The 14,951-nt window shown below is 49.0% G+C and carries 9 protein-coding genes and 1 pseudogene; 7 read left to right on the forward strand and 3 right to left on the reverse strand.

Annotated features, from left to right (window positions below):
• Window positions 1-89: 89 nt before the first annotated feature.
• The 3 genes from L6468_RS09935 to bamG form a co-directional block, all read right to left on the reverse strand.
• Entirely contained in the window at window positions 90-1,364 is a 1,275-nt protein-coding gene (locus L6468_RS09935; protein WP_431356686.1) for a hemolysin family protein, read from the reverse strand.
• Window positions 1,364-1,900 carry an LPS export ABC transporter periplasmic protein LptC gene (locus L6468_RS09940; protein ID WP_091817271.1) on the reverse strand — a complete coding sequence of 179 codons (537 nt, stop codon included), beginning with the start codon at window positions 1,898-1,900 and terminating at the stop codon, window positions 1,364-1,366. The genes L6468_RS09935 and L6468_RS09940 overlap by 1 nt, the downstream gene beginning before the upstream one ends.
• A 78-nt stretch (window positions 1,901-1,978) precedes the next feature.
• On the reverse strand, window positions 1,979-3,241 hold the full coding sequence (gene bamG, locus L6468_RS09945; protein WP_237793124.1) for a BamG family beta-barrel-assembly machinery protein: 1,263 nt from the start codon (window positions 3,239-3,241) through the stop codon (window positions 1,979-1,981).
• A 186-nt stretch (window positions 3,242-3,427) separates the two neighbouring features.
• Here bamG and L6468_RS09950 point away from each other — a divergent pair, with 186 nt between their 5' ends.
• The 7 genes and pseudogenes from L6468_RS09950 to L6468_RS09980 all read left to right on the forward strand — a co-directional run bounded on the left by L6468_RS09950 (window position 3,428) and on the right by L6468_RS09980 (window position 14,936).
• A complete protein-coding gene (locus tag L6468_RS09950; RefSeq protein ID WP_237793125.1) occupies window positions 3,428-4,501 on the forward strand; it encodes an Lnb N-terminal periplasmic domain-containing protein in 1,074 nt (357 codons plus the stop codon).
• Entirely contained in the window at window positions 4,491-6,077 is a 1,587-nt protein-coding gene (locus tag L6468_RS09955; RefSeq protein WP_237793126.1) for an alkaline phosphatase family protein, read from the forward strand. Before L6468_RS09950 ends, L6468_RS09955 begins: the two co-directional genes overlap by 11 nt.
• Window positions 6,078-6,181: 104 nt before the next feature.
• Window positions 6,182-9,556 carry a preprotein translocase subunit SecA gene (secA, locus tag L6468_RS09960; RefSeq protein WP_237793127.1) on the forward strand — a complete coding sequence of 1,125 codons (3,375 nt, stop codon included), beginning with the start codon at window positions 6,182-6,184 and terminating at the stop codon, window positions 9,554-9,556.
• The gene (locus L6468_RS09965) at window positions 9,553-10,257 is read left to right on the forward strand and encodes an ABC transporter ATP-binding protein (RefSeq protein WP_237793128.1); all 705 of its coding nucleotides are present in this window, start codon (window positions 9,553-9,555) and stop codon (window positions 10,255-10,257) included. Before secA ends, L6468_RS09965 begins: the two co-directional genes overlap by 4 nt.
• Window positions 10,258-10,360: 103 nt before the next feature.
• Window positions 10,361-10,657, forward strand: a pseudogene (locus tag L6468_RS09970) (HU family DNA-binding protein); the annotation flags it as partial.
• Between the two features lie 252 nt (window positions 10,658-10,909).
• Window positions 10,910-12,487 carry an Rne/Rng family ribonuclease gene (locus L6468_RS09975; protein ID WP_237793129.1) on the forward strand — a complete coding sequence of 526 codons (1,578 nt, stop codon included), beginning with the start codon at window positions 10,910-10,912 and terminating at the stop codon, window positions 12,485-12,487.
• Window positions 12,488-12,608: 121 nt separating this feature from the next.
• Window positions 12,609-14,936, forward strand: a complete 2,328-nt coding sequence (locus L6468_RS09980; protein WP_237793130.1) for a hypothetical protein — start codon at window positions 12,609-12,611, stop codon at window positions 14,934-14,936.
• Window positions 14,937-14,951: the final 15 nt, after the last annotated feature.

Here is a 14,951-nt window from a genome sequence, read left to right on the forward strand (position 1 = left end):
GTTTTTAGTTTTTATTTATTTTTTATTTATAATTTTCTTGATTTACAGCCCGCAAAGTTACTAAGTTTTCTTGAATTATCGGCATTTTTTTACAAAAAATTGGTGTCTTCAACCACTTTTAGCCTGACAAGTTCTATTTTTGTAGCTGTATTTTTAATGATTTTGAATTCAAAACGACCAATTTTCACGACTTCATTCAGTTTGGGGAAGCTCTGATACTCATGGAGAATCAGTCCGCCAACAGTCATGTAATCATCATTTTCCGGCAAATCCAGGTCAAACATCTCATTGACCTTCTCAATCTCCAGACGGGCGGAAAGCAGATATTCACCATGTTCCAACTGCTTGGCCACATAGTGAGTAGAATCGTGCTCATCCTCAATATCTCCAAAAATCTCTTCCACGATATCCTCAAGTGCCACAAGACCACTCGTGCCGCCAAACTCATCAACCACCACGCCCAGCGATTTCTTCTGAGCCAGCAGCGTCTGCATCATCTTACTGGCGGCCATCGTCTCGGGCACAAATATCATTGTGCGCAGGCTCTTGGTCCAGTCCAGCGGGTTACGGAACATCTCCGACGAGTGGATATAGCCGATGATATGGTCGATATCCTCGTGATAGACCACAATCTTGGAATGTCCGCTCTCTATGAATTTCTGTTTCAGTTGTTCTATATCACACGTATCCTCAATCGCATCTATCTCCGTACGCGGCACCATACAGTCGCGCACCTTTGTCTCCGAGAAATCCAGGGCATTCTGGAAGATACGTACCTCCTCCTCGATATCCTCCTCGTTCTTGGCATTATCGATACTGCTCTGCACCAGATAGTCCAGATCCACCTTAGTAAACTCCTTGTCTTCCGTCGTAGAGTGCCATTTGATGCCAAACATGCCCAGCAACTCCTTCGAGAGCATCGTGGCAAAACGGGAAATGGGATAGAGCACCACATAGCACAGCCACGCAGGAAGCGCGAAAAAGGTCAGCATCATGTTGGCATTGCTCTTGAAGATAGTCTTAGGCAGGAACTCTCCCGTAAAAAGCACTATCAGCGTAGAGAGGAGCGTATCTGCCGTCACACGGGGAGCACCCTCCGGCAGTGGTGCAAAAAGGGTCTTGTCAAAGATATCAGCAAAGAGGATACCATAGACCACCAGGGCAATATTATTTCCAACGAGCATCGTGGACACAAAAGTATTGGGATGCTTATAGAACAGCGCGATGGCCTTCTGTGTCAGCCCGTTTTTCTCGCGTCCCATCTCCACCAGCATCCTATTGCTCGATACGAACGCTATCTCCATCCCTGAGAAGAAGGCGGAGAATATCATTGCAATTAGTAGTCCTATAATCAGTGGTGTCATTATTTCTTGTTTTCTGTGGAATCAGCCTTTTCCTCCTCCAGGTCATTGGGCAGGAATGAGCCTTTCGAATTAGTCACCATGTAATGCGTCATCTGCTCATCACTACGGAAATAGGTGCCCTCTATCGTACGTTCCGGCGTAACCAGGCGCGAGAAGACGGTGCTATAGAACTCATGTCTCAAACCGTCCCAATACAACTCCTCGCTCGTATAGATGAGTCCGTTGGTATTGCGCACATTCACGCGCCCACGCAATTTCCACAGACGCTGCTGGTCGAAATACCAGGCCGTATCAGCCTGGATATAGCCCTGGACACGGAATTTCTCGTCAAACTGTTCGAAGAAGATACCCTTCATAAACTCCCATCGCGAGGGCTGTCGCACCGTATTCACGTCCCACTGTTCCGTCACAATACGATATTTGATAACACCAGAGTCACTAATCAGCGTATTGACGCCATATGTCGTCATCATAGACACAGAGTCCTCCGGATTCACAGCAGGAGCCGTATGCTCGTGCGCCTCACTACAGGCCATCAACAGCGTAAGGGCAAGGACACTCCCCACCCCACACAGTCGTTTTATATAATTTTCAATTACCAATTGTCAATCAGTTTAGTCCACCTTCCACTTAGCAAACCAACGCTCATTAAACGTCAGACCGAGGTTGATGCGGAAAGTATTCTCAGTAATCAGGTCTTTGGCTGAAGTATGTGCCCACTGTGCGCTGATATTCAGGATAGACCTGTTGTTGTAGCTATTCTGCAAGGGTATGCCAAAACCGGCGCTGACACTCATCTCCTTGGGCCCCTCTTTGCCATTTATATAATAATAAGGTGTAGCATAGCCTGCTCCAATACGATAATGAACGCGGGACAGCAGGTTACGACTTGTGCTGTTAGGCACATAGTCAGCACCTACATTCACCTTGTATGAATCCTTCAGCAAACCGCTACGCAAGGCATAAACCGTATTGGCACCGCTCTGTACAGAACCAGGAAAATCAACACTGCCCCACTTCTGCATCATCACATCAGCACCAACAAACCATTTCGTACCATGTGTCCATCCCAGGCCAACGCCATAGGTCATAGGCACGCTCAACACATTCGTTGCGTCGTAAACGGTAGAGTCACCATTCTCAATGGTATAGCTGGAACGCAACTTATGTCCCAGGCCTACTGTCACACCCAGCGTCAGGTTATCCTTTCTTGACAAGGGCTGTTCCCACTGGGCACCCAACGTCACCAGATAGCTGTTCACATTACCAGAATACTTCCTTGAGAAGTCATTCACATACGTGGTACTGCTGGAAGAGATAGAACGTTCGAAAGTGCCCCAGAAATATGCCACATTAGCACCTATTGACAAAGGTTTCACCACATTCCATCCGATACCGACAAAAGCCTGATGCAGGCCACCAGAACCCTTTGTGGTCACAGGAACAGAACCAAAGGTCTCGTTGAGCGTGGCAGTAGAGGAATACTCGTAACCAATATTTGAATAAGGCAGGATACCGAAACTGGCACCAACCTTCGGCAGCAGCCTGAACGACCCTACCACATATTCAAAATCAGCATTATTGGCGTTTTTCTTACCATTACCTTCTTTGAAATTGGTAACCTGACCCGACAAGCCAATATCAAAGATCATGGTCAGCGAATCAACTGCAGAATAAGAAGCAGGGTTCAGGGAGTTGACCACATTACCCCTTCTAAGGGCCAGTCCGACTCCGTTCATGCCTCTGCTGGTACCCTGTGACTGATCTGTAAGAACACCCAAACCATACTGGCTATAGGGGGAATTCGTACCACTTTGGGCATTGGCAGACAAAGCGCCAACGCCAAAGGCAATAGCTAAGATTATATTTCTTTTCATATACGTTTTCAATATCAGGGTGCAAAATTATTAAAAAAAATCGAACTAAAAGCACTGAAAGTAAAAAATATAGATTAATTTTGCATCGTGAAACAATTCGAAAACATTTTTAGGACTCTTTTAATAGCCATTTTTGGTTTTATAGTACCCACGACAGCCTCGGCACAAGACGAGGTAAGACATCCCATGGACAGTGTGGAGATAGGACTTCTCACCTGTTCGCCTCATGAAGAGATCTACAGCCTCTATGGCCATACAGCCCTTCGCGTTCATGACTTAAGGAATAATGCCGACTGGGTATTCAATTACGGTGTCTTCAATTTCAAGACCCCAAATTTTGCGTTAAGGTTTGTTTTTGGACTGACAGACTACGAACTGGGCATCGCGCCCACCAGACCTTTTCTGGATTATTATGAAGAATGGGGCAGTCAGGTAACGGAGCAGGTGCTCAACCTCACGCCTGAGGACAAGCAGCGCATTATGGATGCGCTCGCCATCAACTACAAGCCCGAGAACCGCATCTATCGCTACAACTTCCTTTACGACAACTGTTCTACACGTCCCAGGGATATCATCGAGCACAACATCGAAGGGAAAATCGCCTACAACCCCAGAAAAGACTATGCACCGTCGTTCAGGGAGATGATCCGTGACCATACCGCGCGCCATCCATGGGCCACCTTCGGCAACGACCTCTTGCTGGGTGTGAAGGCCGATCACAAGACGGATATCCGCGAGCAGGAGTTCCTGCCTGAGAACCTGAGATACGACTTCGACCACGCCACCATTGAGCGGAATGGCGAGATCGTACCGTTAGTAAAGGAACGCAGGGAACTGGTTCGCCCTGGCGTACAGGTTATCGAGGAAGACTTCCCGCTCTCTCCCACCCTGTGCTGCATCCTGCTTCTTGTATTATCCATAGTCATCTTTGCCTACGAGTATATCAAGAAAAAGACGTTACGCTGGTTTGACATCCTCCTCATGACGTTGTCAGGACTGGCTGGTCTGGCGCTCTTCATCATGATATTCTCAGAGCATCCCACTACCAGTATCAACTTACAAATACTTATACTCAACCCACTCTCACTGTTCTTTATCTGGCCTGTACTGAAAGGCAGACGGACTGCGTGGTTCACCCTAAGCATGCTATGCACAATGGCCTTCCTCCTTGGCAGTTTCTGGCAAGACTACGCAGAAGGTATGGAAATTGTGGCATTATGTTTGCTGCTAAGATATTGGAGACATTATCATGACAAATAGATATCTGTACATCACGCTGCTGGCCGTACTCGGCTTCCACGCAGAGACCATGACAGCCCAGGTACAAGGGCAAGTCAAGGATGCACCACGTATCGTGGTGAGCATCACTATTGACCAGTTGCGTAGTGACTATCTGGAAGCTTTCATGCCACTTTATTCCGACAAGGGTTTCCAGAAGTTGCTTAATGATGGCAGAATCTATACCAATGCTACCTATCCCTTCACGCCTATCGACAGGGCATCGGCAACGGCAGCAATCTATTCAGGTACCACACCTTATTATAATAATATTATAGGGCAGCGCTGGCTGAACAGAAAGACGCTGAGACCTGTGGGATGTGTGGACGACGCCAAATACACGGGTGTCAGTACCACGGAGAAAACATCGCCCAACCAGCTGCTCACGTCGACGCTGGGTGACGAACTGAAGATTGCCTCTGGTGGCAAGGCACTGGTCTATGCCATAGCACCCTTCCGTGATGCAGCAGTACTGTCTGCAGGCCATGCTGCCAATAGCGCTATCTGGATTGACGACCAACAAGGCACCTGGTGCTCTACCTCCTACTATTCACAAGCACTTCCGCTCTGGGTGCAGGCCTACAACAGGCTCAGCGCTCCCCGCAACAAGATAGAGTCAACGGAATGGGAGCCTTATTCCTTGTTGGGCAGCAACTACTCATACCTGACTCAGGGTGGCGAGGTGAAGCCCTTCAAGCATAAGTTCAACGGCACGCATCAGTTCCAGCTCTACAAGACCAGCGCGCTGGTCAATTCCGATATCACGGACATGGCCATGCAATGCGTCACCAGCAGTGGCATGGGAAATGACAAAGTTACAGACTTGCTTTGCCTGACCTACTACGCTGGCACTTACGACCAGAAGACCGTGACAGATTGTCAGTTGGAGTTGCAGGACACCTATATCCGCCTGGACAACGAGTTGGGTCGCCTCATGGCATTCCTTGAGGAGAAGATGGGACGTGACAATGTACTCTATATCATCACCAGCACAGGACATTTCGATGAAGAGATACCTGACTACAGCGCCTATAAGATTCCTTCAGGAACGTTCTACATGGCTCGCACGGCGAACCTGATGAACATGTACCTGGGTGCAGTCTGGGGACAGGGCAACTATATCGAGACCACCTATCGCAACCATATCTTCCTGAACCGCCAATTGCTGGAAACCAAGAAGATAAGCATGGGTGACGCCCTCAGTCGTTCGCAGGAATTCCTGGCCATGATGTCAGGTGTGCGTAATGTCTATACATCCCTGCAACTGCTGACCAGCCAGAACGAGCAGACCTTAAAGGTACGCAATGGCTATACACCAGACAACTGTGGCGATATCGTTATCGAGACGGCTCCTGGTTGGACGATTACCAACGAGGAGACAAAAGAAAACGAGATTTCAAGAGCTTCGTTTACACAATTCCCTATTATATTCTTTGGCTCTGGCATTCATGCTGAGCGCATTCAGACACCCGTTACCGTAGACCAGATTGCGCCTACAGTAGCCCGCAGTATCCGTATCAGGGCCCCGAATGCGTGTTTCTCAAAGCCCTTATTCTGAGGTGTAAGAAACAAATAATAAGCGATTTATGCTAATAATTAGTAAAAAATCGCTAACTTTGCACGCAATTTTTTAATAAACGAAACAATATTACAATACAACATATGAATTTAAATAGTATTCTGAAGGCTCTGTTCGGCGACAAATCATCGCGCGACATGAAGAAGATTCAGCCTTTCGTAGAATTAGTAAAAGCAGCATCTCCAAAGATTGAAGCATTGGATAACGACGCACTTCGTGCCCGTACGCAGGAGATTCGTCAACAGGTGCAGGCTGCAGCAAAAGCACAGAAAGAAGAAATTGAGAAGTTGAAGGCCACTATCGAGGAGACTCCCCTGGATGAGCGTGCCGATATCTTCGCCAAGATTGATAAGAAGGAGAAAGAGGCCCTCGAGGAATACGAGAAAGCCCTCAACGAGGTGATGCCCGAGGTCTATGCCATCGTGAAAGAGACGGCCCGCCGCTTCGCACAGAACGAGGAGACCATCGTGACAGCCAACGACTTTGACCGTGAACTGGCTGGCGACCCACGCAAGGACTTCGTCACCATCGATGGCGACAAGGCTATCTATCATAACCACTGGACAGCTGGTGGCAATGACCTGAAATGGGAGATGATCCACTATGACGTACAGCTCTTCGGTGGCGTCGTACTGCATCAGGGAAAGATTGCCGAGATGGCCACTGGTGAAGGTAAGACCCTCGTTGCTACCCTCCCTGTATTCCTGAACGCCCTGACAGGTAACGGCGTACACGTTGTAACCGTGAACGACTACCTGGCTAAGCGTGACTCTGAATGGATGGGCCCGCTCTATATGTTCCATGGACTGAGCGTCGACTGTATCGACAAGCACCAGCCCAACTCTCCCGAGCGTCGCAAGGCCTATCAGGCAGATATCACCTTTGGTACCAACAACGAGTTTGGTTTCGACTATCTGCGTGACAATATGGCCATCTCACCTGCCGACCTCGTACAGCGCGCCCACAACTACGCCATCGTCGACGAGGTTGACTCCGTGCTGATTGACGATGCCCGTACGCCTCTGATCATCAGCGGTCCCGTGCCCAAGGGCGAGGTACAGATGTTCGAGGAATACCAGCCTCTGGTAGAAAAGCTCTTCGGTGTACAGAAGCAGTTGGCCACACAGTTCCTTGCTGATGCCAAGCAGAAGATTACCGAGGGTCAGAAGACCAATAATAAGGAAATGATTGAAGAGGGCTTCCTCTCACTCTACCGTTCTCATAAGTCACTCCCCAAGAACAAGCCCCTTATCAAATACCTCTCAGAAGAGGGTATCAAGGCCGGCATGCTGAAGACTGAGGAGAAGTATATGGAGAACAACAACCGCAAGATGCCCGAGGCCGTAGAGCCCCTGTATTTCGTGGTTGACGAGAAGTTGAACTCTTGCGACCTCACAGACAAGGGTACTGCCTGGCTGGCTAAGCAGGTCAACGATGCAGAACTCTTCGTATTGCCCGATATCGCCGGACAGCTGTCTGCCCTGGAAGCAGAAAAGGGTCTCTCTGACGAGGAGCGCCTGAACAAGAAGGACGAGCTGATGAACCACTACGCCATCCAGAGTGAGCGCGTGCACACCCTGCAGCAGTTGCTCAAGGCTTACACCATGTTCAACAAGGATGATGAATACGTGGTCATCGATGGTGAGGTGAAGATTGTGGACGAGCAGACAGGCCGTATCATGGAAGGCCGCCGCTGGAGCGATGGTCTGCACCAGGCCGTAGAGGCTAAGGAGCACGTGAAGGTAGAGGCTGCCACACAGACCTTTGCCACCATCACCCTGCAGAACTACTTCCGTATGTACCACAAGCTGGCTGGTATGACAGGTACGGCATCTACTGAGGCTGGTGAGTTCTGGGATATCTACAAACTGGATGTTGTGGAGATTCCTACCAACAAGCCCATTGCCCGTAATGATATGGATGATCGCGTGTATAAGACAGCACGCGAGAAGTACAAGGCTGTGATTGAAGAAGTTGTCAAGATGCGTAAGGCTGGTCGTCCTACGCTGATTGGTACTACGAGCGTCGAGATTTCAGAGTTGCTGAGCCGTATGCTCGATATGTATGTTGATCCTGAGACAGGCAAGCGCGAGGGTATCCCCCACCAGGTGCTCAACGCCAAGTTGCACCAGAAGGAGGCCGATATTGTGGCTCTGGCAGGTCAGCAGGACAGCAACGGTATGGGTGCCGTTACCATTGCCACCAACATGGCCGGTCGTGGTACCGATATCAAGCTTTCACCAGAAGTAAAGGCTGCCGGTGGTCTGGCCATCATCGGTACCGAGCGTCACGAGAGCCGTCGTGTAGACCGTCAGTTGCGTGGTCGTGCCGGACGTCAGGGTGACCCGGGTTCTTCTGTATTCTACGTATCATTGGAAGACAAGCTGATGCGTCTGTTTGCCTCTGAGCGTATCGCCTCTGTGATGGACCGTCTGGGCTTCAAGGAGGGCGAGATGATTGAGAGTCCTATGATTTCACGCAGTATCGAACGTGCACAGAAGAAGGTTGAGGAGAACAACTTCGGTATCCGTAAGCGCCTGCTGGAATATGATGACGTGATGAACAAGCAGCGTACGGTTATCTACGAGAAGCGTCGTCACGCCCTGATGGGTGAGCGTATCGGCATGGATATCGCCAACACCATCTGGGACCGTGTGTCTACGATTATTGAGCGCAACGACTACGAAGGCTGCAAGGAGGAATTCCTGCATCTCTTCGCTATGGAGGTGCCCTTCACCGAACAGCAGTTCATCAACGAGAAGCCCGAGAAACTGGCCGAGGATGCCTTCCAGGCTGCATTGGCCAACTTCAACCGCAAGACCGAGCATATCCGTGAGGTAGCATGGCCCGTTATCCAGCGTGTTTACGAGGAGCAGGGTCATATGTACGAGCGTATCATGGTGCCCATCACCGATGGCCGTCGTGTCTACAACATCGCCTGCAACCTGAAGGAAGCCTACGAGACTGAGTGTAAGGTTGTGGTCAAGGAGTTCGAGAAGCAGATGCTGCTGCATATCATTGACGAATCATGGAAGGAGAATCTGCGTGAGCTCGACGAACTGCGTCACTCTGTACAGAACGCCAGCTACGAGCAGAAAGACCCATTGCTTATCTTCAAGCTGGAGAGTGCAAAGGTATGGGACAACATGATTAACGAGATGAACAACCGCACGATGGCTGTGCTGAACCGCGGACAGATTCCTGAGATGCAACAGCAGGAGGTTCGCGAGGCTGCCCCCGAGGAACACACCAATCGTCAGCAATACACAGAGAACAAGCAGAGCGTTCAGGAAGAAGAGCTCGTTGACAGAGGTCAGCAGGCTGCAGCACAGAACGATACCCGTGCCCAGCAGCCCCGCACACCTATTGTCAGGGACAAGATGCCAGGACGTAACGATCCCTGTCCCTGTGGAAGCGGTAAGAAATTCAAGAATTGTCACGGAAAAGGTCTCGTATGATAACGATCTCGAATCTTAAGAAACAATTTGGAGAAACAAGAGCATGTGATATCCCCGCGTTTACTATTAACGACGGGGATATCCTTGGCTTAGTTGGTAACAACGGAGCGGGAAAGACAACCCTTTTCCGCATGATACTCGACCTGCTGAAGCCCGATGAGGGAGAGGTGGGTATCAATGGCATCAATCCGGCCTTATCGGAAGAGTGGAAACAACAGGTCAGCGCCTATATCGACGAAGGTTTCCTGATTGACTACCTGACGCCTGAGGAGTATTTCTCTTTCCTTGGGAAAATATGCGGAACGCCACAGGAGATTATCAATGAGCGCCTGAAGAAGTTCGAGCATTTCGCCGGTGGCGAGATCTTCGGTCAGAAGAAACTGATCCGCAACCTCTCTGCAGGTAACAAGCAGAAGGTTGGCATCATCTCTGCCCTTATCAGGGAGACACCTATCGTCATCCTGGACGAGCCCTTCAATTTCCTGGACCCCACCAGTCAGAATATCCTGAAGCGTGCATTGAAGGAGTATGCCGCAGAGACACATGCCACCATCCTTGTCAGCAGTCATAACCTGCAGCATACCGTAGAGATCTCCACACGCATAGCCCTATTGGAAAAAGGAACCATCATTCGCGACCTATCTAACAATGATTCAGAGGCTAAGCAGGAATTAGAGGACTATTTCAAGGACTCAGAATAAGTCTTTTTGCGAGTTTTTTTTCAAAAAAAAGCAAAAAAGTTTTCATATCTGACTGAAAATGAGTATCTTTGCAGTCCGAAATTAGAAACATCATAAAAATCTTAAAGAAAATACAAAGATGACCAAAGCAGAAATTGTCAAAACAATTGCTATGCAAACAGGTGTCAATGCCAAGGAGGTATCTACTGTGGTAGAAGCTTTTATGGAAGAAATTCGCACCAGTTTGGCCAATAATAAAGAGAATGTATACTTGCGCGGATTTGGCAGCTTTATCGTAAAGCATCGTGCTCAGAAGACTGCCCGCAATATTTCCAAGAACACAACACTCGTCATTGAAGCTCACGACCTGCCCGCTTTCAAGCCCTGCAAGAGCTTTATCGAGCGCATGGATAACAAATAAGAATTGGATTGACAAGCGATTTTAATTTAAATAACAAATAATATTTTTACAACTATGCCAAACGGAAAGAAAAAGAAGGGCCACAAGATGGCAACTCACAAGCGTAAGAAGAGACTGCGCAAGAATCGTCATAAGAGCAAATAAATCAGCTTAGACGTAAAAGAAAGATGAAAGGAGTGTACCAACCATTATTAAATGTTTGGTGCGCCCTTTTCAGTTTTTATGAGTAACAAATCAAGTTAAGACAAACACATGACAAGCGAAGTTATCATTGATGCGCGCCCCAAAGAAATCTCCATCGCATTGTTGGAAGACAAATGCCTGGTGGAGTATCAGAACGAGCCCCGCGAGGCCTCGTATGCTGTGGGCAACATTTATGTTGGCAAGGTTCGGAAACTGATGCCAGGACTCAACGCTTGCTTCGTTGATGTTGGTTCTGAGAAAGATGCTTTTCTGCATTATCTTGATTTAGGACTTCAATTCAGCTCTTACGAGAAATACCTGAAACAGGTAGCAAGTGACAGAAAGAAACTCTATCCCATTCAGAAAGCCACTATCCAGCCTACCCTTCCCAAGGAAGGAAGTATTCAAAATATTCTGAAGGTTGGACAGGAAATCATGGTTCAAGTAGTCAAGGAGCCCATCAATACCAAGGGTCCCCGACTCACCTGCGAACTAAGTTTTGCCGGGCGCTACATGGTATTGATACCTTTTGGAGATAAGGTTTCTGTATCTAGTAAAATTAAACGTGGAGAAGAGCGTAGCCGACTGAAGCAGCTGGTACAAAGCATGAAGCCCAAGAATTTTGGCGTCATCGTAAGAACCGTTGCAGAAGGAAAGAAAGCTGCTGAACTCGACCAGGAACTGAAAGTACTCTTGAAACGATGGGAAGACGCCATCACCAAGGTACAGAAGACGACAGAACGTCCACAGCTGGTCTTTGAAGAGCAGACAAGAGCCGTTGCATTGCTGCGCGATTTGTTCAACCCCACCTATGACGGCATCCATGTTAACGATCCTGAGATCTACAACCAGATCCATGATTACGTCTCTTTGATTGCCCCAGAAAAAGCAAGCATTGTCAAGTTGTACAAAGGCAATGTGCCCATTTTCGACAATTTCGACGTAACCAAGCAGATTAAGTCTGGTTTTGGACGTACCGTTAACTACAAGCGCGGCGCATACCTCATTATTGAACACACAGAGGCTATGCACGTGGTCGACGTCAACAGTGGTACACGTATCAAGAAAGAAAACGGACAGGAAGCCAACGCCCTGGAGACCAACCTCGGTGCAGCCGACGAGCTGGCACGCCAGTTGCGACTCCGCGATATGGGTGGTATCATTGTCGTAGACTTTATCGACATGAACCTGGCAGAGGACCGTCAGCTGCTCTACGAACGTATGTGCGAGAACATGAAGAAAGACCGTGCTCGCCATAACATCCTGCCATTATCAAAGTTCGGGCTGATGCAGATTACGCGTCAACGCGTGCGTCCGGCCATGGATGTTGCCGTAGAGGAGAGTTGTCCCACCTGTCATGGCACTGGAAAGATTAAATCCAGCATTCTGTTCACAGACCAGTTAGAGAGCAAAATTGACCGTCTTGTCAACAAGATAGGCATCAAGCGTTTCACACTCCATGTCCATCCTTATGTTGCCGCATTCATCAATAAAGGCGTATTCTCATTGAAACGCCGCTGGCAACTGAAATACGGATTGGGCATTCGCATCATTCCTAACCAGAAGATGGCCTTCCTGCAGTACGAGTTCTACGATGCAAACCGGCAGTTCATCGATATGCAGGAGGAAAACGAAGTGAGCAAGTAAGAAAAAGATGCAACTTTCAAAAAAAAGAGAGTTGCATCTTTTTTTTATGGATTGATAATTTTGCCATTTCAAAAAAAATTCATACTTTTGCAGAGTATTACTCACTGAAACTACAAATATCATGGAACTAAAGAAGTTATTCTCCACGATCCTACTACTCACAGCTATACCTTGTACGTTATTTGCACAGCCGTCTGTGACAGGCGACACACGATTTGCCCGTGGTGCCACCATGGCTTTTGGTCGTATTAAGTCCATTTCGGCTAATGGCGGTCCTGCCATCGCAAAGCGTGGTTTCTGTATTGCTGAGAACCCCAACCCTACTGTTGACGATAGCGTCAGCACAAAAATGCTATCAAGTAATGGCACCATCTATTATTTCGTGAATCTGAAACCATCCACAAAATACTATATGCGCGCCTATGCCACCAATCAGAGTGGTGTAACAGGCTACGGAGATGTTATCAAGTTCTATACCCTGCCCAAGGGAAATGTGACCTACTGGTATAACAACGGAGGTGACGATGCTGCCAACACCCGCATCAACAATGCACTTACCGATGCCTGCAACATTTTCAGTAACCTCACCAGTATCCAGAAGAAGTTCAATGTTGGCTATAGCGCAGGCACTCCCACAGCCGACTGCTATTACGACGATGAGCCCTGGATGAACATGGGTGCCAACTCATCCTATCAGCGCACAGGTACCATCATGCACGAGATGCAGCACGGACTGGGCGTTATCCCCTACACCACCCAATGGAACAAGAACATCCTGCGTTCAGGTCTTAACGGAGACGGCAACGGCACAGGCTACTGGCTGGGCGACCGTGTTTCGGCCTTCCTCGATTTCTGGGACAATACCACAGGCTCCCGTCTGAATGGCGACTACCAGCATATGTGGCCCTATGGCATCAATGGTGCCCACGAGGACGACGGTACGCTGAAGACCTATTACGCCAACGCCATGATTGGTCAGGCCCTTGGCGAGGATGGTCTGGAGCACCGTTCCAACACCTTTGCAGAGCCCTGCTACCTCTTCGATCAGGAAGACAACGTGAAATACTACCTGAAGAACGAGTCAGACGAACGTGGTCTCTATACCTCTTACCTCACCCTGACTAATACGGGTGCACTGAAATGGAAGACTATGTCGAGCGCAGAGGTCCAGCAAAACGACAGTGCTGCCTGGTATATCACCTTTACGCCTGATAACCAGTACTATCAGTTCCGCAACGTAGCCACAGGCAAGTACCTCACCTATAGCGGCGCCTTCATGCTCATGAACCGTGAGACCATCACCAATGCCGATAATTTCCATCTGATGAAAGGACGCGTTGACGTAGGTTCCGGTAGCCAGGCAAAGCGCGGCTACTGGCTGATTCACCCCACGGGCAACCTCACGCCCAACTGTCTGCAGGCTAATGCCAACGGTGCTATTGGCAGCGCTACCTTCAATATTGCCAACACGGCTACTGCCCAGCGCTGGCTCATCCTTACCGCCAGCGAGGCCGAGCAGATTGAGGCTAATCTGGTGGAAGGCATCAAACAGAAGACTACTGATGTTCTCTCACATATCAAGCCATTGGCAGAAGTGCCTCATACCGAACGCGTTGAGGGTGCCAACCAGGCCTTTGCCGATGCCATCAGCAGCATCGAGAGCCGTATTGCCAGCAGCAATAATATCACAGAGTTAGGCACACTCACAGACGAGGCAACAGCTGCAGCGCTGAACTTCCTCAGCGGCGTGTCACCCACAGACCTGTCGAAACCCTTCGACCTGTCATACCTGCTGACCAATGCCACCCTCGACTCCAACAGTGACGGATGGTCAGTAGCAGCCACCATCAATTACGGTTGCGCAGAATTCTACCAGAAGAAATTCGACTTCAACCAGACAGTCAAGAATCTGCCAGCCGGCAACTATCAGGTCGGCGTACAGGCCTTCCAGCGTCCTGGTTCTGCAGCCGATGCCTATACCGCCTACAACAGTGACAACGACAACGTGACCGTCTTCTTGTATGGCGCTACCAAGGCTAAGAAGATCAAGCAGATATGCGCAGAGATGCAGACCAGGAAACTGGGCGGCAACGAGTCTACCATTGGCGGCAATAAGTACGTGCCCAACAATATGGAGGCTGCCAGCATCTACTTCAAGAAAGGTCTCTACCAGAACCGTGTCACCACCAGCGTGGCAACCAAGGGAGGCCAGTTGAAGATGGGTCTCCGCACCACAAAGATGGATAATAGCTACTGGGCTATCTTCGATAACTTCCAGCTGTACTACTTCGGAGATGTTGATCCCGACAACCCCACAGGCATTGTGGAACACCAGGTAAAACAGCAGACTGCCGACACCTGGTTTGACATGCAGGGACGACGGATACAGCAGTTGCCCACCCGTAGCGGCCTTTACATCATTGGCGGACGGAAAGTCATCATCAAATAACAACTAACCTGTCAG

Origin of the sequence: Prevotella communis (assembly GCF_022024115.1) — a bacterium.
GTDB classification, from domain to species: domain Bacteria; phylum Bacteroidota; class Bacteroidia; order Bacteroidales; family Bacteroidaceae; genus Prevotella; species Prevotella communis.

What these genes read in the sequence shown, in the direction of transcription:
- L6468_RS09955 (WP_237793126.1), top strand. Translation starts at nt 4,491, where the DNA reads ATGACAAATAGATATCTGTACATCACGCTGCTGGCCGTACTCGGCTTC.
- L6468_RS09980 (WP_237793130.1), top strand. Translation starts at nt 12,609, where the DNA reads ATGGAACTAAAGAAGTTATTCTCCACGATCCTACTACTCACAGCTATA.
- L6468_RS09950 (WP_237793125.1), top strand. Translation starts at nt 3,428, where the DNA reads ATGGACAGTGTGGAGATAGGACTTCTCACCTGTTCGCCTCATGAAGAG.
- L6468_RS09965 (WP_237793128.1), top strand. Translation starts at nt 9,553, where the DNA reads ATGATAACGATCTCGAATCTTAAGAAACAATTTGGAGAAACAAGAGCA.
- L6468_RS09940 (WP_091817271.1), bottom strand. Translation starts at nt 1,900, where the DNA reads ATGGCCTGTAGTGAGGCGCACGAGCATACGGCTCCTGCTGTGAATCCG.
- L6468_RS09935 (WP_431356686.1), bottom strand. Translation starts at nt 1,364, where the DNA reads ATGACACCACTGATTATAGGACTACTAATTGCAATGATATTCTCCGCC.
- L6468_RS09975 (WP_237793129.1), top strand. Translation starts at nt 10,910, where the DNA reads ATGACAAGCGAAGTTATCATTGATGCGCGCCCCAAAGAAATCTCCATC.
- secA (WP_237793127.1), top strand. Translation starts at nt 6,182, where the DNA reads ATGAATTTAAATAGTATTCTGAAGGCTCTGTTCGGCGACAAATCATCG.
- bamG (WP_237793124.1), bottom strand. Translation starts at nt 3,241, where the DNA reads ATGAAAAGAAATATAATCTTAGCTATTGCCTTTGGCGTTGGCGCTTTG.